The sequence below is a fragment of the Variovorax ginsengisoli genome, from assembly GCF_030486595.1.
Taxonomy (GTDB): domain Bacteria; phylum Pseudomonadota; class Gammaproteobacteria; order Burkholderiales; family Burkholderiaceae_C; genus Variovorax; species Variovorax ginsengisoli_B.
The window spans coordinates 46,765-68,334 of the sequence record NZ_JAUJZH010000002.1 but is presented as its reverse complement, the minus strand read 5'-3'; the positions used below and the strand labels follow the sequence as shown (position 1 = coordinate 68,334).

Annotated in this window: 20 protein-coding genes; 10 read left to right on the top strand and 10 right to left on the bottom strand. The window is 70.0% G+C overall.

Annotated elements, in window-relative coordinates; genetic code table 11:
* The first annotated feature begins 9 nt into the window (after window positions 1-9).
* The 4 genes from ltnD to QZH52_RS02885 are packed head-to-tail and all read left to right on the top strand — an operon-like array spanning window position 10 to window position 3,395.
* The gene (ltnD, locus tag QZH52_RS02900) at window positions 10-897 is read left to right on the top strand and encodes an L-threonate dehydrogenase (protein WP_286533415.1); all 888 of its coding nucleotides are present in this window, start codon (window positions 10-12) and stop codon (window positions 895-897) included.
* Between the two features lie 19 nt (window positions 898-916).
* Entirely contained in the window at window positions 917-1,741 is an 825-nt protein-coding gene (gene otnI / locus QZH52_RS02895) for a 2-oxo-tetronate isomerase (protein ID WP_286533416.1), read from the top strand.
* Complete coding sequence (locus tag QZH52_RS02890) at window positions 1,738-2,940, top strand: amidohydrolase family protein (RefSeq protein ID WP_301803515.1); 1,203 nt, start codon at window positions 1,738-1,740, stop codon at window positions 2,938-2,940. Before otnI ends, QZH52_RS02890 begins: the two co-directional genes overlap by 4 nt.
* On the top strand, window positions 2,937-3,395 hold the full coding sequence (locus QZH52_RS02885) for a RidA family protein (protein WP_301803514.1): 459 nt from the start codon (window positions 2,937-2,939) through the stop codon (window positions 3,393-3,395). The genes QZH52_RS02890 and QZH52_RS02885 overlap by 4 nt, the downstream gene beginning before the upstream one ends.
* On the opposite strand, the gene acs is transcribed toward QZH52_RS02885, so the two are convergent.
* Window positions 3,389-5,374 (bottom strand): acetate--CoA ligase, encoded by a 1,986-nt coding sequence (gene acs, locus QZH52_RS02880; RefSeq protein WP_301803513.1) that lies wholly within the window; start codon window positions 5,372-5,374, stop codon window positions 3,389-3,391. The two genes, QZH52_RS02885 and acs, sit on opposite strands and share 7 nt — an antisense overlap.
* A gap of 161 nt (window positions 5,375-5,535) precedes the next feature.
* On the opposite strand from acs, the gene QZH52_RS02875 reads away from it, so the two are divergent.
* The 4 genes from QZH52_RS02875 (at window position 5,536) to QZH52_RS02860 (ending at window position 10,409) form a co-directional block, all read left to right on the top strand.
* Entirely contained in the window at window positions 5,536-7,509 is a 1,974-nt protein-coding gene (locus tag QZH52_RS02875) for a hybrid sensor histidine kinase/response regulator (protein WP_301803511.1), read from the top strand.
* Window positions 7,506-8,267 (top strand): response regulator transcription factor, encoded by a 762-nt coding sequence (locus QZH52_RS02870; RefSeq protein WP_301803508.1) that lies wholly within the window; start codon window positions 7,506-7,508, stop codon window positions 8,265-8,267. The genes QZH52_RS02875 and QZH52_RS02870 overlap by 4 nt, the downstream gene beginning before the upstream one ends.
* A gap of 112 nt (window positions 8,268-8,379) precedes the next feature.
* Window positions 8,380-8,688 (top strand): DUF485 domain-containing protein, encoded by a 309-nt coding sequence (locus QZH52_RS02865; RefSeq protein ID WP_286519785.1) that lies wholly within the window; start codon window positions 8,380-8,382, stop codon window positions 8,686-8,688.
* Window positions 8,685-10,409, top strand: coding sequence for a cation acetate symporter (locus QZH52_RS02860; RefSeq protein WP_301803506.1), 1,725 nt, complete (start codon window positions 8,685-8,687; stop codon window positions 10,407-10,409). The genes QZH52_RS02865 and QZH52_RS02860 overlap by 4 nt, the downstream gene beginning before the upstream one ends.
* On the opposite strand, the gene QZH52_RS02855 is transcribed toward QZH52_RS02860, so the two are convergent.
* The 9 genes from QZH52_RS02855 to QZH52_RS02815 all read right to left on the bottom strand — a co-directional run bounded on the left by QZH52_RS02855 (window position 10,306) and on the right by QZH52_RS02815 (window position 19,543).
* Entirely contained in the window at window positions 10,306-11,031 is a 726-nt protein-coding gene (locus QZH52_RS02855) for a 3'-5' exonuclease (protein ID WP_301803502.1), read from the bottom strand. The genes QZH52_RS02860 and QZH52_RS02855 overlap by 104 nt on opposite strands.
* Window positions 11,028-12,878, bottom strand: a complete 1,851-nt coding sequence (locus QZH52_RS02850; RefSeq protein ID WP_301803499.1) for a putative nucleotidyltransferase substrate binding domain-containing protein — start codon at window positions 12,876-12,878, stop codon at window positions 11,028-11,030. Before QZH52_RS02850 ends, QZH52_RS02855 begins: the two co-directional genes overlap by 4 nt.
* 69 nt (window positions 12,879-12,947) lie before the next feature.
* Window positions 12,948-13,613 carry a TetR family transcriptional regulator C-terminal domain-containing protein gene (locus QZH52_RS02845; RefSeq protein WP_286519790.1) on the bottom strand — a complete coding sequence of 222 codons (666 nt, stop codon included), beginning with the start codon at window positions 13,611-13,613 and terminating at the stop codon, window positions 12,948-12,950.
* A gap of 28 nt (window positions 13,614-13,641) precedes the next feature.
* Entirely contained in the window at window positions 13,642-14,610 is a 969-nt protein-coding gene (locus tag QZH52_RS02840) for a PDR/VanB family oxidoreductase (RefSeq protein ID WP_301803494.1), read from the bottom strand.
* A gap of 10 nt (window positions 14,611-14,620) precedes the next feature.
* Complete coding sequence (locus QZH52_RS02835; RefSeq protein WP_286519792.1) at window positions 14,621-15,640, bottom strand: ABC transporter substrate-binding protein; 1,020 nt, start codon at window positions 15,638-15,640, stop codon at window positions 14,621-14,623.
* 37 nt (window positions 15,641-15,677) lie between these two features.
* Window positions 15,678-17,069 (bottom strand): FAD-binding oxidoreductase, encoded by a 1,392-nt coding sequence (locus tag QZH52_RS02830; RefSeq protein ID WP_301803489.1) that lies wholly within the window; start codon window positions 17,067-17,069, stop codon window positions 15,678-15,680.
* A complete protein-coding gene (locus QZH52_RS02825; RefSeq protein WP_301803486.1) occupies window positions 17,066-17,947 on the bottom strand; it encodes an ABC transporter permease in 882 nt (293 codons plus the stop codon). The genes QZH52_RS02830 and QZH52_RS02825 overlap by 4 nt, the downstream gene beginning before the upstream one ends.
* Entirely contained in the window at window positions 17,925-18,719 is a 795-nt protein-coding gene (locus QZH52_RS02820; protein ID WP_301803483.1) for an ABC transporter ATP-binding protein, read from the bottom strand. Before QZH52_RS02820 ends, QZH52_RS02825 begins: the two co-directional genes overlap by 23 nt.
* A 2-nt stretch (window positions 18,720-18,721) precedes the next feature.
* Window positions 18,722-19,543 (bottom strand): creatininase family protein, encoded by an 822-nt coding sequence (locus QZH52_RS02815; protein ID WP_301803480.1) that lies wholly within the window; start codon window positions 19,541-19,543, stop codon window positions 18,722-18,724.
* Between the two features lie 187 nt (window positions 19,544-19,730).
* Here QZH52_RS02815 and QZH52_RS02810 point away from each other — a divergent pair, with 187 nt between their 5' ends.
* Window positions 19,731-20,969 carry an NAD(P)/FAD-dependent oxidoreductase gene (locus QZH52_RS02810; protein WP_301803478.1) on the top strand — a complete coding sequence of 413 codons (1,239 nt, stop codon included), beginning with the start codon at window positions 19,731-19,733 and terminating at the stop codon, window positions 20,967-20,969.
* 70 nt (window positions 20,970-21,039) lie between these two features.
* Window positions 21,040-21,555, top strand: coding sequence for a DUF1269 domain-containing protein (locus QZH52_RS02805; protein WP_301803475.1), 516 nt, complete (start codon window positions 21,040-21,042; stop codon window positions 21,553-21,555).
* Window positions 21,556-21,570: the final 15 nt, after the last annotated feature.

Below are 21,570 nucleotides of genomic sequence, written 5' to 3'. Positions count from 1 at the left end.
GGACACCTCATGAACAGAGCAGGACTCATCGGCCTGGGCGCCATGGGCGCTGGCATTGCCGCCACCTTGCGCGACCGCGGCTACGAGATGCACGTGTGCGACGCGCGTCCCGGCGCGGCGGTGCGCTTCGCCGAGGCCGGCGGCGTCGCCTGGGCCACGCCGGCACAGGTCGCGCACCGCTGCGAGGTCGTGATCTCGGTCGTGGTCAACGCCGCGCAGACCGAGGAGGTGCTGTTCGGCGAGGGCGGCGCCGCCGCCTCGATGAAACCCGGCAGCGTGTTCGTGATGTGCTCGACGGTCGACCCCAACTGGTCGATGGCGCTCGAGGAGCGGCTGGGCGCGCTGGGCATCCTCTACATCGACGCGCCGATCTCGGGCGGCGCCGCCAAGGCGGCGAGCGGCCAGATGACCGTGATGAGCGCGGCCCGGCCCGAGGCCTACGCGCGCGCCGACGCGGTGCTCGACGCCATGGCCGGCAAGGTCTACCGGCTCGGCGACCGCGCCGGCGCGGGCAGCAAGGTCAAGATCATCAACCAGCTGCTGGCCGGGGTGCACATCGCGGCGGCGGCGGAGGCGATGGCCCTGGGCCTGCGCGAAGGCGTGGCCCCGGACGCGCTGTACGAGGTCATCACCCACAGCGCCGGCAACAGCTGGATGTTCGAGAACCGCATGGCCCACGTGCTGGCCGGCGACTACACGCCGCTGTCGGCGGTCGACATCTTCGTCAAGGACCTCGGGCTGGTGCTCGACACGGCGCGTGCCAGCAAGTTCCCGCTGCCGCTGGCCTCGACCGCGCACCAGATGTTCATGCAGGCCTCGACCGCCGGCTTCGCGAAGGAAGACGACAGCGCGGTGATCAAGATCTTCCCGGGCATCGAACTGCCGCCGTCCCACTGACCGTCCCTATCATCGAACCATGCCACGCTTCGCCGCCAACCTTTCCATGCTCTATCCGGAGCTCGATTTCCTCGACCGCTTCGAGGCCGCCGCCAAGGATGGCTTCGCCGCCGTGGAGTACCTGTTCCCCTATGCCTACGAAGCGCGGGAGCTGGCCTCGCGGCTGGCCGCCAACGGTCTGAAGCAGGTGCTGTTCAACGGCCCGCCCGGCGACTGGGAGCGCGGCGAGCGCGGCCTGGCCTGCCTGCCCGGGCGCGAGGCCGAGTTCCGCGACGGCATCCTGAAGGCGATCGACTACGCGGCGGCGCTCGACTGCCCGCGCATCCACGTCATGGCCGGGCTGGTGCCCGAGGGCGTCGAGCGCGAGACCGTGCAGCCGACCTACCTCGAGAACCTGCGCTGGGCTGCCGTCGAGGCGGCCAAGGCCGGTCGCGACGTGCTGATAGAGCCGATCAACACGCGCGACATCCCGCGCTTCTTCCTGAACCGGCAGGACCACGCGCACGAGCTCGTCGAGGCGGTGGGCGCGCTCAACGTGCAGGTCCAGATGGACCTCTACCACTGCCAGATCGTCGAGGGCGACGTGGCCATGAAGATCCGGAAGTACCTGCCGACCGGCCGGGTCGGCCATTTCCAGATCGCCGGCGTGCCCGATCGCAACGAGCCCGACATCGGCGAGCTGAATCATCCTTACCTGTTCGAGGTCATCGACGAGGTGTCGGCGCAATGCGGCTGGCAAGGCTGGGTCGGCTGCGAGTACCGGCCGCGCCGCGGCGCCGTGGCCGATGGAACCTCGGCCGGGCTCGGCTGGCTGCGCGGCCTGCCGCGCGCGGCGCGCGGATGACGGCGCCCTCGAGGCTGGAAGCCGTTCGCATCCCGGCGCGCCTGCGGGGGTTTCAGGCGGGCGAAGCCGAGGTGTTCGATGTCACGCTCTCCGGCGCGCAGGTCGAGGCCATCGTGCCGTCCCGCCAGCCGGCGCGCGGCACCTTATTGAGCGCGATGGTCGATGCACATGCCCACATCGACAAGAACTACACGGTGCGCGAGGCCGGCGCGGCCGAAGGCAACCTGTTCGCGGCGATCGAGCGCATGGCGGCGCATCGCGCGCGCTGGACGGCGCAGTCGCTGCGCACCCGCATGCTGCGGGCGCTGGACGAAGCCTGGCGCGCCGGCACCCGGGCCCTGCGCACCCATCTCGACTGGGGCAGCGTCGAGGCGCCGGTGTCGCTCGCTGTGTTGGAGCAGCTGCGCGACGAATGGCGTGGCCGCATCGAGCTGCAGTTCGTCGCGCTGGTGCCGCTCGACCTGTTCGCCGAGGCCGACGCGGGCGAACGCATCGCGCAGGCGGTGCGACGGGCGGACGGGGTGCTCGGCGCCTTCGTGTATCGCAACGACGGCATCGTCCACAAGCTGGGGCGGGTTTTCGACCTCGCGCAGCAGCATCGACTGACGCTGGACTTCCACGTCGACGAAGGCCTCGATGTCGAAGCGACCGGCCTGCGCACCATCGCCCAGCTCACGATCGCACGCGGCCTGCAGGGGCGCGTCGCCTGCGGCCATGCTTGCTCGCTGTCGGTGCAGGACGACGCCGCCGCCAACGACACGCTCGCGCTGTGCGCCCAGGCAGGCATCCACCTGATCGCCTTGCCGAGCACCAACCTCTACCTGCAGGGCGCCTGGGACCGCACGCCGGTTCAGCGCGGCATCACGCGGCTGCGCGAAGCCGCGGCGCACGGCCTGCGGCCAAGCCTCGCCACCGACAACGTGCAGGACGCCTTCTATCCCTATGGCGGCTACGACCTGGTCGAGACCTTCGGCCTCGGCGTGCAGATGGCGCACCTGGCGCCGGCCGCCGACTGGCTCGACGCCATCACCGTGAGCCCGGCCCGCGCCTTGGGCCTGCCCTGGGACGGGCGCATCGCGCCGGGGTGCCCGGCCGACCTGGTGCTGCTGGCGGCCACCGACGAATACGAACTGCTGGACCCGCATGGCCGACTCCGCACCGTCATCCGCGCGGGCCGTACCCTGGAGAACATCCCATGAGCATGGGCAAGCCGATGGCCAACTACGCCGCCGCGAAACGCGTCGGGGATTTCGTCTTCATGAGCGGCGTGGTCGCGGTCGACCCGTCGACCCGCCGCGCGGTGGCCGGCTACGACGACATCCCCGACGCGGCGCGCGCCGCCCTGCGAACGCTCGGCTACGCCACCGGCCAGATGTCGGTCGACGTGTTCGAGGCGCCGATCGTGGCCCAGAGCTGGTTCGTGCTCGAGCGCATCCGCCAGATCGCGACCGAGCACGGCGGCACGATGGACGACGTCGTGAAGCTGGTGCAGTACTTCCGGCGCCTGCCCGACTACGCGCCCTACAACCGGGTGCGCGGCCTGTTCTACCCGGGCCAGCCGCCGGTCAGCACGGTGGTCGAGGTGTCGCGCTTCCTGCCCGGGGACGAGGTGCTGGTCGAGGTCGAGGCGACGATGTACCTGCCTGCTCAATAGGGCTGGCCGAGCTGCTCGAGCACGGCGGGGTTTTCGAGCGTGCTCACGTCCTGTGTCACCGCTTCGCCCTTGGCCAGCGTGCGCAGCAGCCGGCGCATGATCTTGCCGCTGCGGGTCTTCGGCAGGTTGTCGCCGAAGCGGATGTCGCGCGGCTTGGCGATCGGGCCGATCTCCTTGCCGACCCAGTTGCGCAGCTGGTCGGCGATGCGCCGGGCCTCGTCGCCGCTGGGCAGCGGCCGCTTCAGCACCACGAAGGCGCACACCGCCTCGCCCGTGGTGTCGTCGGGCCGTCCCACCACCGCGGCCTCGGCCACCAGGTCGGTCATCGCCACCAGGGCGGATTCGATCTCCATCGTGCCCATCCGATGGCCGCTGACGTTGAGCACGTCGTCGATGCGCCCGGTGATGGTGAAGTAGCCGGTCGTCTTGTCGCGTATCGCGCCGTCGCCGGCCAGGTAGTAGCGGCCCTGGAACTCCTCGGGGTAGTAGCTGGCCTTGAAGCGCTCCGGGTCGTTCCAGATGGTGCGGATCATCGACGGCCAGGGCTTGCGCACGACCAGGATGCCGCCCTGGCCCCAGGGCAGCTCGTTGCCGGCCTCGTCCACCACGGCCGCGTCGATGCCCGGGAACGGCAGGGTGCAGGAGCCCGGCACCAGCGGCGTGACACCCGGCAGCGGCGTGATCATGTGGCCGCCGGTCTCGGTCTGCCAGAAGGTGTCGAGCACCGGGCAGCGGCCGCCGCCCACGTGGCGGTGGTACCACTCCCAGGCCGCCGGGTTGATCGGCTCGCCGACCGATCCGAGGATGCGCAGGCTCGACAGGTCGTAGTGGCGCGGGTGCACCGCGTCGTTGCCCTCGGCCATCTTGATCAGCGAGCGGATCGCGGTCGGCGCGGTGTAGAACACGCTGACCTTGTGGTCCTGGATCATCTTCCAGAAGCGGCCGGCATCGGGGTAGGTGGGCACGCCCTCGAACACCACCTGGGTCGCGCCGATCGCCAGCGGGCCGTAGGCGATGTAGGTGTGGCCGGTGACCCAGCCGATGTCGGCCGTGCACCAGAAGACGTCCTCGGGGCCGAGGTCGAAGGTCCACTGGCAGGTCAGCGCCGCATGCAGCAGGTAGCCGCCGGTGGCGTGCTGCACGCCCTTGGGCTTGCCGGTCGAGCCCGAGGTGTACAAGAGGAAGAGCGGATGCTCGGCGTTCACCCATTCGGGCTCGCACGTCGGGGGCTGCGCGGCCGCGAGATCGGCCATCCACTGGTCGCGCGGTGCCTGGAACGGCACGGCGCCGCCGGTGCGCCGCGTGACGAGCACATGGCGCACGCTGTCGCAGCCGCCGAGGACCAGCGCCTCGTCGACGATCGCCTTCAGCGGCAGCTGCTTGCCGCCGCGCACCTGCTGGTCGGCGGTGAGCACCATCACGGCCCCGGTGTCGGCGATGCGGTCGCGCAGGGATTGCGCCGAGAAGCCGCCGAAGACCACCGAATGGATGGCGCCGATGCGCGCGCAGGCCTGCATCGCGACCACGCCGTCGATCGACATCGCCATGTAGATCACGACCCGGTCGCCGCGGCCGACGCCCAGCGACTTCAGCACATTGGCTGTGCGGCAGACGCGCGCCAGCAGGTCCTGGTAGCTGATCCGCGTGACGGCGCCGTCGTCGGCCTCGAAGACGATCGCGGTCTTCTCGCCCAGGCCGTTCTCGACCTGGCGGTCCAGGCAGTTGTACGACGCGTTGAGCGTGCCGTCGGCGAACCATTCGAAGAAGGGCGCCCGGCGCTGGTCGAGCACCTGCGTGAAGGGCTGCTTCCAGGCGATCAGCTCGCGCGCCAGGCGGCCCCAGTACGCGTCGGGGTCGGCTTCGGCCTCGGCGACCAGCCGGTCGTAGGCGGCGCGGCCGGAGATCCGGGCGCGTTGCACGGTGGCCTCGGACGGCGGGTACAGCGTGGCGGGAAGGGCGGGGGAAAGGGTCTGTTCCATGGCGGGCTCCTGGTGCGTGGCGAGGGATGTACGGCCGCGGCACTCGACTGCGCCGCCCATTTGACGGCTGTCAAGTGCGCCTCCGGCGAGGTCATCAACAATGAACAGCCATAGGATGTCCGACGAACATTGCAGGAGACACACTCAAAAATGACGAATGTTTGCAGCCCGGGAAGGTGGCCGGGGTGATCCGCACGCTGGAGCGCTACCTGACGCTGCAGGCGGGGCTCGACCTGCTCGACCAGGGCCTGTCGATCTTCGACGCCGACCTGCGCCTGGTGGCCTGGAACCGCGCCTACGTCCGCCTGCTCGGCTTCCCCGACGAGATGGCCTACATGGGGGCGCCGTTCGAGAGCTTCATCGGCTTCAATGCCCGGCGCGGCGAGTACGGCCCCGGCGACCCGCAGCAGCTGGTGGCCGAACGCGTCGCGGCGGCGCGCCACTTCGCACCGCACCAGATCGAGCGGGTGCGCCCCGACGGGCGGGTGCTGCTCATCCGCGGCGAGCCGGTGCCGGGCCACGGCTTCGTCACGCTCTATTCCGATGTCACCGAGCAGCGCCGCGCCGAGCAGATCATCCGTCGCCACAACGCCGAGCTCGAAGGCCGGGTGGCCGCGCGCACCGCCGAATTGCAGCACAGCGAGGAGCGGGTGCGGCTGATCATGGATTCGATCCCCGCGCTGGTGGCCTACTTCGACCACCGGCGGGTCTACCGCTACCTCAACCGCGGCTACCACGACTGGTTCTGCGTCGACACCTCGCGCCCGGAGGCCGTCAGCGCCAAGGCCTTCCTGGGGGACGCGGTCTACGCGATGGTCAAGCCGCAGGTGCTGCGGGCCCTCGCCGGCGAAACGCAAAGCCTCGAATACGAGCTCCAGACCTGCGACGCGCGCCGCCTCTGGGTGCGGACCTCGCTGGTGCCGCAGCGCAGCGCCGAGGGCCGGGTCGTCGGCTGCTTCGAACTGACCTTCGACATCACGCAGGAGCGGCGCTCGCAGGCGCTGCTGGCGCGGGCCCAGAAGCTCGACTCGCTGGGCCGTCTCACCGGGGGCCTGGCGCACGATTTCAACAACATCCTCACGGTCGTGATCGGCAACCTGGCGGCGCTGGCCGAAGCCCGGACTGGCGATCCGGCGCTGGACGACTATGTGCATCCGGCGCTCGACGCCGCGCGCCGCGGGGCCGATCTGGTGCGCGGCCTGTTGAGCTTCGCCCGGCGCCAACCGCTGCAGGCGGCGGCGGTGCATGTTGGCGCGCTGGTCGACACCGTGGCCCGGCTGGTGCGGCGCTCGCTGCCCGAGACCCTGCGGCTCGACATCGACGTCGATGTCGGCGAACTGCCGCTGTGGACCTGGATCGATGCCACCTTGCTCGAGCAGGCGCTGGTGAACCTGGTGCTGAATGCGCGCGACGCGACCGGTCCCGACGGACACATCGTGCTGCGGGCCCGGCGCGTTCGCATCGACGCCTCGGAGGCGGCGCCGCTGCAGCTGTCCGCGGGCGACTGCGTGCGCATCGAAGTCGAGGACGACGGCAGCGGCATGGACGCCGACACCCTGGCCCACCTGTTCGATCCCTTCTTCACCACCAAGCAGCCGGGCAGCGGCACCGGGCTCGGCATGGCCGTGGTCTACGGCTTCGTGAAGCAGTCGGGCGGCGCCATCGACGTGCGCAGCGCACCGGGGCGCGGCACCACGGTGTCGGTATGGCTGCCGGCGGCCGAGCCCGCGCCGGCGGACGGCGCAGCCGACAGCGGCCGCGCGACCGGCCGGCCACCGGCCGCGTCGATGGGCCTGGCGCTGCTGGTGGACGACGACGCCCAGGTGCGGCGCGTGATCCGGCGCAGCCTGCTGGAGCTGGGCTATTCGGTGCTCGAAGCCGACGGCGGCGCCGACGCGCTGAGCCTGCTCGAGCACACGCCGGACATCGTGCTGCTTCTGTCCGACGTGGTGATGGGAGGCGGTGTCGACGGCCTCGCCGTGGCGCGGGCGGCGCGCGAGGGCGGCCGCGCCCGCGCCGTGGTCCTGATGAGCGGCTATGCGCCAGGAGATCTCTCGCGGCAGGTCGACTTTCCGATGCTCACCAAGCCTTTCAGCACCGCACAGCTCGCGCAAGCGATCGAGGAGGGCCGATGACGAACGAACACCATGGCGCAGGACTGACCCACCGCGCCGGCGCCGACGAGGCGAACCCGCCATCGCTGGTCTACGTGATCGAGGACGACCCGGCCGTGGCGCGGCTGGTGCTCGCCACGCTGGCCGAGTTCGGCTTCAACGGCGAAGGGTTCAGCACCGGTGCGAGCGTGCTGCGGCGGCTGCAGGTCGAGAAGCCCGACCTCTGCATCGTCGATCTCGGCCTGCCCGACATGGACGGCATCGATCTCATGCGGCGCATCCAGGCGGCATCGAACGCGGGCGTGCTGATACTCACCGGCCGGGGCCATCCGGCCGACCGCGTGATGGGACTCGAACTCGGCGGCGACGACTACGTCACCAAGCCCTTCGAGGCGCGCGAGCTGGTGGCGCGGGTGCGCAGCATCCTGCGCCGGCGCAGCCTGGCGCCGGGCCAGGCCGCCGGCCAGCGTCGCTACGCCACCTTCCTGGGCTGGCGCATCGACTGCGCGGCCAACGTGCTGCGCGCGCCCGACGGCGACGAGCACCTGCTGGGCACGGCAGAGACTCAGGTGCTGCGCTGCTTCGTCGAGCGCCCGCACCAGATCCTCACGCGCGAGCAGCTGATGGGCGCACGCGACCTGCTGCCCACCGACCGCAGCATCGACGTGCGCATCTCGCGCCTGCGACGGAAGATAGAGCGCGACCCGCACGAGCCGGCGATCATCAAGACCGTCTATGGCGCCGGCTACATGTTCGCCGCCAACGTCAGCTGGGAATAGCGCCGCCCTTCGCGTCCTGCATTGCATCGCAATGTGACGAATCATTGCATCGCACCCCGCACAAGCCGGCCGCATCCCAGAATCCGCCGAACCGTAGTCCAGGAGACGAATCATGAGCGACCCCGTGGTGACGAAGATCCAGTCCAACCCCAAGTACCTCGAGCTTCGACGAAAGCGCAACCGCTTCGGCTGGTGGCTCACGGCGCTGATGATGGTCGTGTACTACGGCTACATCGCGCTGATCGCGTTCAACAAGCCTTTCCTGGCGCAGCCGATCGGTGGCGGCGTGACCACCATCGGCATCCCGATCGGGCTCGGCGTGATCGTATTCACGATCCTGATCACGGCCTTCTACATCCGCCGTGCCAATGGCGAGTTCGACCGGCTCACGGCCGAGATCATCCAGGAGGCCACGCGATGAAAGCGCGTCACGCCGCTCTTGCCGCGCTGCTGGCTAGCGCCTCCGGCTGGGCCGCAGCCGCCGGCGCCGACGTCGGGCAGGCCGCCAAGCAGCCGACCAACTGGATCGCGATCGCGATGTTCTCGGGCTTCGTGCTGCTGACCTTGTGGATCACCAAGTGGGCCGCCTCCAAGACCAAGTCGGCGGCCGACTTCTACACCGCCGGCGGCGGCATCACGGGCTTCCAGAATGGCCTGGCGATCGCCGGCGACTACATGTCGGCGGCCTCGTTCCTCGGCATCTCGGCCGCCGTGATGGCCACCGGCTACGACGGCCTGATCTATTCGATCGGCTTCCTGGTCGGCTGGCCGGTGATCACCTTCCTGATGGCCGAGCGCCTGCGCAACCTCGGCAAGTTCACCTTCGCCGACGTCGCCGGCTACCGCTTCCAGCCGGGCCCGATCCGCGCCTTCGCGGCTTCGGGCACGCTGGTGGTGGTGGCCTTCTACCTGATTGCGCAGATGGTCGGCGCCGGCCAGCTCATCAAGCTGCTGTTCGGGCTCGACTACTGGGTCGCGGTGGTGATCGTCGGCGCGCTGATGATGATCTACGTGCTGTTCGGCGGCATGACGGCCACCACCTGGGTGCAGATCATCAAGGCCGTGCTGCTGCTGGCCGGCGTGACCTTCATGGCCCTGATGGTGCTGGCGGCCTTCAGCTTCAGCCCCGAGGCGCTGTTCGCCAAGTCGGTCGAGGTGCGCACCCAGATCGCGGCCAACGGCGGCAAGAGCCCGCTCGAGGCCTCGGCTATCGGACGCAGCATCATGGGCCCGGGCGGCTTCGTGAAGGACCCGATCTCGGCGATCTCCTTCGGCATCGCGCTGATGTTCGGCACCGCCGGGCTGCCGCACATCCTGATGCGCTTCTTCACTGTGCCCGATGCCAAGCAGGCGCGCAAGTCGGTGTTCTGGGCCACCACCTGGATCGGCTACTTCTACCTGCTGATCTTCATCATCGGCTTCGGCGCCATCACGCTGGTGCTGACCAATCCCGAGTTCGCCGACGTCGCGACCGGCACCATCAAGGGCGGCGGCGGCGCGGCCAACATGGCGGCGGTGCTGGTGGCGAAGTCGGTCGGCGGCAATGTCTTCTACGGCTTCATCTCGGCGGTGGCCTTCGCGACCATCCTCGCGGTGGTGGCCGGGCTCACGCTGTCGGGTGCCTCGGCGGTGTCGCACGACCTCTACGCCACCCTGATCAAGAAGGGCAAGGCCGACAGCCGCGCCGAACTCAGGGTGTCGCGCATCACCACGATCGCGCTCGGCGTGGTCGCGGTGCTGCTCGGCATCGCCTTCGAAAAGCAGAACATCGCGTTCATGGTGTCGCTGGCCTTCGCGGTGGCGGCCTCGGCCAATTTCCCGGTGCTGTTCATGTCGGTGCTCTGGAAGGATTGCACGACGCGCGGCGCGGTCGTCGGCGGCTCGCTCGGGCTGGTGTCGTCGGTGGCGCTGACCATCGTCTCGCCGTCGGTCTGGGAAGCCACGCTGGGCCACCCCGCGGGCTCGGCCTGGTTCCCCTATGCCTCGCCGGCGCTGTTCTCGATGACGCTGGCTTTCGTCGGCATCTGGCTGTTCTCGATCACCGACCGAAGCCGCCAGGCGCAGCAGGAGCGGGCGGCGTTTCCGGCGCAGCAGGTGCGCTCGGAGACCGGGCTGGGGGCCTCGGGCGCGTCGGGGCACTGAGGGCGTGCAGCTTGACGAAGGCCAGCGCCGCCATCACCGCATCGTCCAGCGCATCGTGCGCGGGGCGCTGCGGCAGGTCCAGCGCGGTCATGATGGCCGCAAAGCGCAGGTCGATGTCGCCATGGCGCAGGTGCGGCGAGCGGCGCCGGTTCACGTAGTCGTAGTAGAGCGCCGAGACCTCGATCTTCGGTTGCGGCAGCCCCATGCCCAGCATCGGGAACAGCACGCGGTCGATCATCGCGACGTCGAACTCCAGGTAGTAGCCCACCAGCGGCCGGCTGCCGATGAAATGCAGCAGCGCCTGCACGGCGGCCTCGGCCGCCAGTCCCTGGGCCAGGTCGCGCTCGCGCAGCTGATGCACGCGCGCGCTGCCGGTCGCGACGCTGCGGCGCTCGGGCCGCACCAGCAGTTCGAGCCGCTCGCTGCACACCACGCAGTTGCCACGGATGCGGACCGCGGCAATCGCCACGATCTCGTCGCGCCGCGTGTCGAGGCCGGTGGTCTCGCAGTCGATCGCCACCCACTCGTCGGCGGGCGGCGGGTCCCACATGAAGCGAAAGCGAGGATCGGCCAGGTGCTGCAGCAGCCACCAGCGCTTGAGCGCGGAGAGCCAGCCGGTCACAGCGCATCCAGCCGGAAGCTCAGGCGCAGCATGCGGCGAAAGCGCTTCACCACCTCGAGCGTGTCCTTGAGCAGGTCCCGCTCGAGGCTGCTCATGCGGGCCGGATCGACCTGCCCCGACACTTCATGCCCGGCCGCCTGTTCCGCCAGGCCGGCCTTGAGCCGCAGCCCCATGAAGAAGTAGAGGCTCTCGAGCAGGTCGGCGGCGAACTCGCGCTCGATCCGGCCGGCCGCGACCAGGGCGTTGAGGCGTTCCGCGGTGGAGGTCGCGTCCAGGCCGGCGCGCAGCGCCAGGCTGCGCACGCCGTGCACGATCGGGAACAGGCCCTGCTTCTTGACGTCGAGGCGCGGCGCCGCGGGTTCGCCGAAGGCCAGCAGGCGCTGCCACCAATGCGAGTCCTCGGCGAAGGCGTCGATGGCCGCGGCGAAGCGCGCCAGCATCGCGTCGTTGTCGGTGGCCAGCGAGAACAGCCGGGCCCGCACGCCGGCCAGCAGCGTCGCATCGCCGGCCACCGCGTGGGCATCGAGGAAGATCGCCAGCGCCATCAGCCGCTCGCCGTCGGGCTGCAGCAGCCACTGGCAGGCGCGTTCGGCGAATTCGGCCTGGCCGGCGCGCCACTGCGGGTTCGAGACCATGATGGCGCCGGGGCATTCCGGCCAGCCGAACTCGATCAGCGCGCGCGTCAGGCGCTTGCAGATCGCGTCCAGGTCGGCCGGCGCCACGTAGCCGTCGCGCAGCAGCAGGCCGTTGTCCTGGTCGGTCTTCTGCAGCTGCTCGCCGCGGCCCTCGCTGCCCATCACGAACAGGCAGCTGTTGGCGACCAGCTCGGGCGGCGCGATCAGTTCCCAGGCCCGCTGGAACAGCTGGCCGTTGAGCGCCTGCACCAGCGTGGCGATCTGCCCGACCCGGGTGCCGCCGCCGTGCAGCAGGCCCACCAGCTGCGTGACGTGGGCGCTCGCGCGGGCCAGTGCCTGCAGGTCCTGGGCTTCGACGATCTCGCGGTTGATGAGGTAGGAGTGATTGGACAGGAAGCTGAACAGGTCGAGCGCCTCCAGCACGCCCACGACCCGGCCGCCGTCGCCGCCTCCGTCGTCGGCCATCACGACCACGCGGTGCACCCGATGCCGCACCATGACGATCAGTGCGTCGCCGACCGGGGCCGCCGCGTCGACCGTGATCAGGCCGAAGCTGCTGACCTCGCGCACCGGCAGCCGGTCCAGCGGCGTGCCGTGCAGCACCGCACGCTGCAGGGCCGTCACGGTGAAGATGCCCAGCCGCGGTGCGGGTCCGGACAGGTCGCGCACCAGCACGTTGGTGCTGCGCTCGGCCTGCAAGAGCCGCACCACCGACAGCACGTCGCGGTCGGCATCGACGAAATGCGGCGCCCGCACCGGGATCGCGTCGACCCGCGCCAGCGCCAGCGACTGCAGCTCGTGCTGGCCGACGCGGCCGGCGATGGCGGCCAGCTTGTTCGACAGGTCGGAGAACAGCAGGGCGCCGAAGGTCGCGTTGCGCGCGATCAGCTCGGTCACGACCTGCCGCGCGAGCTGGTAGGCCAGCACTTCCTCGGCGGCCACGAAGCGCCCGCCGACCTGGCCCGACAGCAGGCTGCGGCCGTCGAAGGTGTCGTGCGGGCCGAAGCTCGCCACCGCTTCGCTGCCACCTTGTTCGAACTGCTGCACGAAGCCCTTGATGACGACGAACAGGTGGGTCGGCGCCATCCCGGCCTCGAGGATCGCCTCGCCTTCGCGAAAGTAGGCGATGTCGACCTGGGCACGCACCCGATCGCGCTCCTCGGACGTGAGGCAGTCAAAGGGCGAATGCTCGAAATCGAAGGCGCTCGGCATGGCCGATGATCGAACAAAGCCTGCCCCGGCGCCACCCTGTGGCGTCAAGCTTTCGCGAGGTCTCGCGCCTTAGCGGACCCCGGCGCCCTTCAGCAGGAATTCCGTCACTTGCTCGATCAGGTAGCGGCGGTCTTTCTCGTCGCTCTCTGCGACCTTCCTGAACAGCGCCACCTGCGTCGCGTGGTCGGCGTAGAACTGGGTCACGGCCCAGAGATGGAACAGGAACAGGATCGGGTCCACAGGGTCCATCAGACCCTGGTCGATCCAGTTCTGGATCACGGCCGCCGCCTGGTCGGTGCGCTGCTGGCTGTGGTCCATCATCGGCCGCAGCACCGGGGCGCCGCGCATCATCTCGGCCGTGAAGATCCGCGAGCGCAGCGGGTGCTCGAACGAGAACACCATCTTGCGGTGGATCAGGTCGCTGAGCACCTTGCGCGGGCCGAAGGCCTCGTCGCTGAAACCGAAGACGCCGATCCAGTCGTCGATGATGCCCTGCAGCACCTGGCGGTACAGCGCCTCCTTGCTCTCGATGTAGTAGTGCAGCTGCGCCTTCGACAGGCCGGCCTTGTCGGCAATGGCCTGGGTCGACGCGCCGGCCAGGCCGTCGCTCGCGAACACCTCGACCGCGGCCCGGTGGATCACGGCCAGCAGTTGCGTGTACTTGCGCGCACGGCCGCGCGTGGCGGGGGCGTCGAGCGGCTCGTCCAGGGCGTCGCCGAGGGGTGCGGTGGTCATTGGATGCGGATGGTGCCAGAGTGGCGGCTCACAGGTCCACTACCAGTTCCTCGCTCTTGGCCCGCGAGCAGCACAGTGCCACCTTGTGCGCCCGCTCGCCGCGCGTCAGGCAGAAATCGCGATGCTCCGCGCCATCGCCTTCGCCGCCGACCACACAGGTGCCGCACAGGCCCTGCTCGCAGGACACCGGGATGTCGATGCCGACCGCGTGCAGCGCATCGACCGCGCTCTGGTCGGCGGCGACCGGCACGCGGATGCCGCGCTGCGCGAGGCGCAGCACGAAGGGCTTGCCCGGGGCGCCCGCCGCATCGGCGGGGGCCGCGAAGTATTCGGTGTGGACCGCATCCTCGGGCCAGTGCGCGGCGGCATCGCGCACCGCCTGCATGAAGCCGGCGGGCCCGCACACGTAGAGCTGGCTATCGGCCTCTCGTTGTGCCAGCAGCTGCCGCAGATCGATCTTCTGCGTCGCTTGCGGCGCATCGAAATGCAGGCGCACGTGCGGCGCCAGCAGCGGCTGGCGCAGCGCCTCGGTGAAGGCCAGGTGCTCCTCGCTGCGCACGAACAGGCAGAGCGTGAAGTCGGCGCCGGCGCGCGCCAGCGACTCGGCCATGGCGAGCAGCGGCGTCATGCCGATGCCGCCGGCCAGCAGCAGGTGGCGGTGGGCCTCGGCGCGGACCGGAAAGCTGTTGCGCGGCGCGCTGATCGGCAGCAGGTCGCCTTCGCGGACGCGACCGTGCATCGAGGCCGAGCCGCCGCGGCCCGCGGCCTCGCGCTTGACGCCGATCAGGTAGCGCGAGGCGGCGCGGCCGTCCCCGCCTGCGTCGCACGCGAGTGAATACTGGCGCGAGAAGCCGCCCGGCATGTGGACGTCGATGTGCGCGCCCGCCTGGTAGCCCGGCAGCGCCCGGCCGGTCGGATGCACCAGCTCGAAGGAGAGGATCTCCGGCGTCTGGCGCGCGATGCGCGCCACCCGCACGGTGAGATTGCGCTCGGTCATCGCCGGACCGTCACTTCGCGGCCGCCTTGCGGATGTCGACGCCGGCGCCCTTGTTGACGAACTGCGTGGTGTAGGCGTCGCGATAGTCGAAGTCGGTGGGCTTGTAGAGGCCGGCCGCCACGGCCTTGTCGTAAAAGTCCTTCATGCGCTCGTCGCTCATCGCCCCGATGCCCTTGGTGGTTGCATCGCCGACGTCGATGTGGGCGCGCAGGATCGGGATCGACTTCTCGATGTAGTCGTCGCCGATGTCCGGATTGATCTTCTTGATCAGCTCGTCGGCCGCCTTGCGGTCGCCGTAGAGGTAGTTGGCGTAGCCGATGTTGGTGGCCTCGACGAAGCGGCGCACCACGTCCGGCTTGGTCTTGACCAGGTCCTGGCGGGTCTCGATGACCATGCCGTAGGTCGACCAGCCGGCATCGGCCAGCGACAGCACCACCGGCTTGAAGCCGGCCTGCTTCTCGACCGCCAGCGGCTCCGAGGTCGCGTAGGCCTGCTGCACCGCCTGCTTGTCGGCCAGGAACTGCGACAGGCTGTAGTTGTAGGGGCGCACCTGCTCGTCGCGCATGCCGTAGGCCTTCTTCATCCATTGCCAGTAGCTGATCTGGCCGTCCTTGGCGAGCAGCACGGTCTTGGCCTTGGCGAGGTCGGCGAACTTGTCGAAGCCCTGGCCCGGGTGGGCGATGATGGCCTGCGGGTCTTTCTGGAAGTAGGCCGCCACCACCACCGTCGGCACCTTCTGCTTGATGTTGTCGAAGGCCATCAGCATGTTGCCGGTCATGAGGAAGTCGATCTTTCCGGCCGGCAGCATCGGCCGGTTGTTGACCTGCGGGCCGCCCTGCTGGATGTCGACGTCGAGCCCGTACTTCTTGTAGGTGCCGTCGGCCAGCGCCTGGTAGAACCCGCCGTGGCCGGGCTGGGCGCGCCAGTTGGTGGCAATGGTCACCTTGTCTTGCGCGATGGCCGCCAGGGCGGTGCCGGCGAGCAGGCTGGCCAGCAGGGTGCGGGCGATGAAGCGGGATTCGAGTCGCATCGTGGTTCCTTGGGTTGTGTCTCTGTGGAGAGGGGATTCAGGCGTCCAGCGCCATGTCGGGGTGCCAGCCGCGTGTTTTTCCGGGGTTCATGAGGCCCATCGGGTCGCTGCGCTTCTTGAAGTTGATCTGCTGCGTGTCGATGGTCTTCATGCCGCCGTCCTCGATGGTCACGACATGCGGGTTGAAGACCTGGCAGCCGCCCTGCGATTCGAGCTCGCGAATCACCTCGTACTGGTGGGCCTCGCCCTTCCAGCGCACCAGCAGGATCGAGAAGGTGCCGTACTCGCCGCCGGCGCGCGCGAACTCGTGGTGCTGCAGCATGTCGTCGCCGAACACCGCGATGTGGCGGTCGACCACCGCCGGGTCGAAGGGCTGCGCATAGGCCACCTGCAGGTAGGTCCAGCTGCGGTCGACTTTGAGCGCCTGCAGCGTCGTGTGGTTGTAGGCGCATTCGTAGGCCGGCGGCAGGCCGGCGGCCTGCAGCTCGGCCTCGGTGCCCGCCAGCGAGACCGTGCCGCCATGCGCCGCCACCAGCGCGCGGAAGGACGGCATCGACCCTGGTGCGACCATCGCGAACATCGCATGGCGATCGGGGGGGAAATGCGCGCCGAGGTTCGCGTAGTAGGGCGAGAAGCGGGCGTCGACCGCCGACAGCAGGAATAGCTCGAGCGCGGGCGTGCTGGCCGCCACGCCGAAATCCAGCACCCGCCGGTAGCTGTCGAACAGCGCGATGCAGTGCACCCACTCGACCGCCGGGCTCAGCGCCACCTCGACTTCAGTCAGGATGCCGTTGGTGCCGTAGGCGTGGTGCACCTGCTGAATCTCGTCGCCGTGCAGCTCGATCACCCGCGGCTCGCGCTCGACCGTCATGATGCGCGCCCGCAGCAGGTTGCCCGGGTCGCGCAGGATGCCGTGGCGGATCGAGCCGATGCCGCCGAAGCCGCCGGCGATGAAGCCGCCGATCGAGGCCACGTGCCAGGTCGAGGGCCACATGCGCAGCGCCTGGCCGGTCTCGGCCACCGCGAGCTCGATGTCGTGCATGCGCGCGCCGGCCTGCACCCGCACGCGGCCGTCGCCGATCTCCAGTACCCGGCTCATCGGCGTGACGTCGAGCACCAGCCCGCCTTCGAGCGGCACGCACTGGCCGTAGTTGCCGGTGCCGCCGGCGCGCACCGTGAGCGGCAGCTTCCACTTGGCGGCCACGGCGGCGGCCTGGCGGACGTCGTCCTCGGTCGAGACCTTGACCACCAGGTCGGCCACGCAGCCGGCGAGCCGCTCGGTGAGGATCGGGCTGTACCAGTAGAAGTCCTTCGACAGCTGCTTGCGCTGGTTCGGCGACGCGATCACGTTCAAGCCGTGCAGGTCGCGTTTCACGGCCTCCCAGTCGATGGCAGCCGGCCGCTCCGGTGGTTTCAGCACGGCGCTCATCTTTCCCTCCTCATCTCGCTCTCGTGCCAGTGGCCGAGCACCGCCCGCGACAGCGCGGCGAAGACGATGAAGATCACGATGCCCAGCAGGGACACCAGCAGCAGCGCCGCGAACATCATCGGGATCTCGGTGCGGAAGCTCGATTCGAGGATGCGTGAGGCCAGTCCGGTCTCGCGGCCCGCGGTGCCGGCCGTGAACTCGGCCACCACGGCGCCGACCAGGCTCAGGCCGCCGGCGATCTTCAGGCCCGCCATGAAGTAGGGCAGCGCGCTGGGCGCCAGCAGATAGCGGAAGGTCTGCCAGGGCGAGGCCTTGTAGAGCTGGAACAGGTCGCGCAGGTTGCTGTCGGCGCTCTTCAGGCCGATCACGGTGTTCGACAGGATCGGGAAGAAGGCCACGATCCAGGCGCACAGCAGCAGCGCCGCGGTGGTGCTCGACACGTAGATCAGGATCAGCGGCGCGATCGCGATGATCGGCGTCACCTGCAGGATCACGGCGATCGGGAAGAGGCCGATCTCGACCCACTTGAAGAGCGCGAAGGCGATCGCCAGCAGCACGCCGCCGACGATGGCCGCGGCCAGCGAGAGCAGCGTGAGCTTGACCGTGAACCACAGGGCGCTCGAGAGCGTCTCCCAGTTGTCGACCAGCGTCGTGAGGATCAGCGAGGGCGCCGGGATGATGTAGTGCGGCACGTTGTTGATGCGCACGAGCGCCTCCCACAGCAGCAGCAGTCCGACCACCACCGCGATCGGCACCGCGGTGCGCAGCAGCGATTCGCGCCGCCGCAGCCGCTCGTCGCGCCGCTGCAGGTCGGCTGCCGAGGGCGCGTCGCCGAGTGCGGCCAGCGCCGGGTTGTCAGTGATCGATGTCGACGCCATGGAGGGCTCCGTGCAGGGATTGAGACACCGCGGTGCAGTGCGCGTTGTAGCGGGTGGAGGTGCGGAAGGCTTCGCCGCGCGGGTAGGGCTCGTCGATGCGGATCTCGTCGACCACGCGGCCCGGCCGCGGCGCCATCACGACGATGCGGTTCGACAGGTAGACCGACTCGTAGACGCTGTGGGTGACGAAGATCACCGAGAAGCGGTGCTCGCGCCAGATCGACAGCAGGTCGTTGTTGAGCTTGATGCGGGTCATCTCGTCGAGCGCCGCGAAGGGCTCGTCCATCAGCAGCAGGCGCGGCCGCGTGACCAGCGCGCGGGCGATCGACACCCGCATCTTCATGCCGCCCGAGAGCTCGCGCGGATAGACGTCGGCGAAGCGCGACAGGCCGACCATCTCGAGCACCTGGGTGACCACCGGCGCGGCCGCATCGCGCGACATGCCGGCCAGCTTGAGCGGCAGCCAGACGTTGTCGAAGACCTTGGCCCAGGGCATCAGCGTGGGCTCCTGGAACACGAAGCCGAGCTCGCGGTCGCTGGTCGACGCGCCGCTGTTCGTGCGCGACCAGGCGATCTCGCCCGAGCTGCTGCGGGTCAGGCCGGCGATCAATCGCAAGGCCGTGCTCTTGCCGCAGCCCGAGGGGCCGAGGAAGCTGATGAAGTCGTGCTCGCCGCAGTCGAGCGACATGCCCTGCAGCGCCAGGGTGCCGTTGGCGAAGCGCTTGCTGACCTGGCGCAGGCTGACCAGCGGCGGCGTGGAAGCTGCGGCCATGTTCAGCTCCAGGCCGGCTCGTTGGCCAGCCGTTCGATCGGGAAGCGATGCACTTCCTGCAGCAGCTGCACGAAGTTGCGCCCGACGTGGTCGAGCACGGCCGCGCCCTTGGCAGCCGTGGCCCGCGTGGCGTCGCCCGCCGCGCCGGCCGGGTTGATGTCGTGCATCTGCCAGCCCAGCTTGCCGGTCGGCGTGATCGACAGGAAGCGGTTCTCCTGCGCCAGGTCCTCGGTCAGCGAGCGGAAGTTGCGGAAGTTCTCGGGCCGCACGTGGTCGGGCGTCAGGTGCAGCATCACCGAGCTCTCGAGGTCGCCGGCATGCACGCCGTGCTTGCCTTCGTGCGCCGTGAAGAGCCCTTCCGGCAGCCCCAGCGTGTACCAGTTGGCCGCCACCACCATCATGTCGTGCGACTCGCGCAGGTCCCGCGCGACGATGTCCATGATCGACATCTGGCCGCCATGGCTGTTGTAGAGCACCAGCTTGCGCACGCCCGCGCGGGCCACGCAGGCGCCGATGTCCTTCCACTGCGCGATCAAGGTCGAGGCCGACACGGTGAGCGTGCCGGGGTAGCGCGAATGCTCGTTGCTCTTGCCGTAGGCCACCGTGGGCAGGAACAGCACCGGCAGGTCGTCGGGCAGGTGCGGGAGGGTCGCGCGCACCATGCCGTCGATGGTCGCGGTGTCGGTCGACATCGGCAGGTGCGGGCCGTGCTGCTCGGTGGCGCCGACGGGCAGCACCGCGATCAGGTTGGCCCGGTCCAGGCGGGAAAACTCTTCGCTGGTCAGGTCGGACCAGTAGCGGCTGCGCGGGCGGAGGGAGGGCATGGGTGCTTCCTGCATCGTGGAGTAGGCTAAATTATCCATTCGGTAAAAAAAGACGGCCTATCGTTTACCCGAAAGAAGCATCAGGACATTGCAACAGGCTGCAATCCGGGGCCTGGATTCGACCGATCGGTCAAATGAAAACACCACGCAGGCGTCGATTTAACATCGGTGCTCCCCAGGAGTGCCCGTGACCCTCTCGGCTGCCTCGAACACATGCGAAGTGCTGGTGATCGGCGCCGGCCCCGCCGGCAGCGCCTGCGCCCAGGCGCTCGCGGGGGCCGGCCTCGATGTGGTGCTGGTCGACCAGCACGCCTTTCCGCGCGACAAGACCTGCGGTGACGGCCTGATACCGGATGCGCAGCGGGCGCTCTCGCGGCTCGGCCTGCTCGACGAGGTGCTTGCGCGCGCCCGCGTCGCGACGCACGTGGGCTGCGTCGGCCCGAGCGGCGGCCGGGTCGAGCTGGCGGCGCGGCTGGCGGTGCTGCCGCGCCGCGAGCTCGACGAGCTGCTGCGGCGGGAGGCCGTGGCGCACGGCGCCCGCTGGCTCGCACCGGCGCGCTTCGAGGCGCCGCTGTTCGATGCCGACGGCCGGGTGGGGGGCGCCAGGCTGGCCTTGCCGGACGGCAGCTCGCGGGCCCTGCGGGCCCGCTGGACGGTGCTCGCGACCGGCGCGGCCGCCGGGCCGCTGCTGGCGGCCGGCGTCTGCGAGCGCCGCCTGCCCAGCGGCATTGCCCTGCGTGGCTACGTGCGCAGCGAGGCGCTGGCCGGGCGCGTCGCAGGGCTCGAGGTGGTGTGGCACCGGGCGCTGCGGCGTGGCTACGGCTGGATCTTTCCGTGCCGGGACGGGGTCTTCAACATCGGCGTCGGACTGACGCGGGGCCGGGGCGCCGCTGCCGCGCCGCCCGAGGCCAACCTGCGCGAGCTGTTCGACGCCTTCGTGCGCCTGCATCCGACCGCGCGCGAGCTGATGGCGACCGGCCAGTCCCTGGGGCCCTTGAAGGGCGCGCCGCTGCGCTGCTCGCTCGAGGGGGCACGCTGGTCGCGGCCCGGGCTGCTGGTCGCGGGCGAGGCGGCAGGCAGCACCTACCTGCTGACCGGCGAAGGCATCGGCAAGGCGCTGGAGGCCGGCCTGCTGGCGGCGCAGGCCATCGCCGACGGGCGGCAGGCGCGGGCGCCCGATAGCGCGGTGCGCGCGCGCTACGAAGCCGGCCTGCACGCGCTGAAGCCGCGCTTCGCCGCCTACGAGCAGGCCAACCGCATCAACGAGCACCCGTGGCTGGCCGATCTCGTGATCTGGCGGGCGCGCCACAGCCGGCGCCTGGTGCGTCAGCTCGGCGAAGTGCTCGAGGAAAGCCGCAGCCCAGGCCCGCTCGGGAGCGCCGGGGGCCTGCTGCAACTGCTGCTGCCGCTCGGCGGCTCCTCTTGATTAGGGCCAGCCTTGAGCCTATAAGTCGTTCATGGTTCCTGGCTCGTCGCAAGACGAAAAGGAGGGTGCCGTGAAGAGACGCATCTACTGGCTGATGCCGGACCTGGCCAGCGCCAGGCGTGCCATGCGCGACCTGCTGCAGGCCCGCGTCGAGGTCGCGCATATCCATTTCGCCGGGCCGGAAGGCATGGACATGACCGGCCTGCACACGGCCAACGTGTGGCAGACCTCGGACGTCGTCCATGCGGCCAAGACCGGGTGGACGCTGGGCACCGCCTGCGGCATCGCCGCCGGCCTGGTGGCCGCGCTGCTGTTCCCGCTGGTCGGCGAAGAGCCCGAATGGGGATTCGCCGCGCTGGTCGGGGTCCTGGGTGGCGTGGTCGGCGCCTGGTCGGCCAGCATGGTCGGCATCTCCATCCCGAGCCCACGACTGCAGCGCTTCGAGGGCGCCATCGCGCAGGGCCAGATCCTGTTGATGGTGGACTTGCCGGCGATGCGCGTGCGCGAGATCGAGGACCTGCTGCAGACCGCGCATCCCGAGGCCCGGTTCGAGGGCGAGGAAGGGCAGGTCCCGGCATTCCGCTGAGGCGCGCCCGCGCGC

What these genes read in the sequence shown, in the direction of transcription:
- ltnD (WP_286533415.1), top strand. Translation starts at nt 10, where the DNA reads ATGAACAGAGCAGGACTCATCGGCCTGGGCGCCATGGGCGCTGGCATT.
- otnI (WP_286533416.1), top strand. Translation starts at nt 917, where the DNA reads ATGCCACGCTTCGCCGCCAACCTTTCCATGCTCTATCCGGAGCTCGAT.
- QZH52_RS02890 (WP_301803515.1), top strand. Translation starts at nt 1,738, where the DNA reads ATGACGGCGCCCTCGAGGCTGGAAGCCGTTCGCATCCCGGCGCGCCTG.
- QZH52_RS02885 (WP_301803514.1), top strand. Translation starts at nt 2,937, where the DNA reads ATGAGCATGGGCAAGCCGATGGCCAACTACGCCGCCGCGAAACGCGTC.
- acs (WP_301803513.1), bottom strand. Translation starts at nt 5,374, where the DNA reads ATGGAACAGACCCTTTCCCCCGCCCTTCCCGCCACGCTGTACCCGCCG.
- QZH52_RS02870 (WP_301803508.1), top strand. Translation starts at nt 7,506, where the DNA reads ATGACGAACGAACACCATGGCGCAGGACTGACCCACCGCGCCGGCGCC.
- QZH52_RS02865 (WP_286519785.1), top strand. Translation starts at nt 8,380, where the DNA reads ATGAGCGACCCCGTGGTGACGAAGATCCAGTCCAACCCCAAGTACCTC.
- QZH52_RS02860 (WP_301803506.1), top strand. Translation starts at nt 8,685, where the DNA reads ATGAAAGCGCGTCACGCCGCTCTTGCCGCGCTGCTGGCTAGCGCCTCC.
- QZH52_RS02850 (WP_301803499.1), bottom strand. Translation starts at nt 12,878, where the DNA reads ATGCCGAGCGCCTTCGATTTCGAGCATTCGCCCTTTGACTGCCTCACG.
- QZH52_RS02845 (WP_286519790.1), bottom strand. Translation starts at nt 13,613, where the DNA reads ATGACCACCGCACCCCTCGGCGACGCCCTGGACGAGCCGCTCGACGCC.
- QZH52_RS02840 (WP_301803494.1), bottom strand. Translation starts at nt 14,610, where the DNA reads ATGACCGAGCGCAATCTCACCGTGCGGGTGGCGCGCATCGCGCGCCAG.
- QZH52_RS02835 (WP_286519792.1), bottom strand. Translation starts at nt 15,640, where the DNA reads ATGCGACTCGAATCCCGCTTCATCGCCCGCACCCTGCTGGCCAGCCTG.
- QZH52_RS02830 (WP_301803489.1), bottom strand. Translation starts at nt 17,069, where the DNA reads ATGAGCGCCGTGCTGAAACCACCGGAGCGGCCGGCTGCCATCGACTGG.
- QZH52_RS02825 (WP_301803486.1), bottom strand. Translation starts at nt 17,947, where the DNA reads ATGGCGTCGACATCGATCACTGACAACCCGGCGCTGGCCGCACTCGGC.
- QZH52_RS02820 (WP_301803483.1), bottom strand. Translation starts at nt 18,719, where the DNA reads ATGGCCGCAGCTTCCACGCCGCCGCTGGTCAGCCTGCGCCAGGTCAGC.
- QZH52_RS02815 (WP_301803480.1), bottom strand. Translation starts at nt 19,543, where the DNA reads ATGCCCTCCCTCCGCCCGCGCAGCCGCTACTGGTCCGACCTGACCAGC.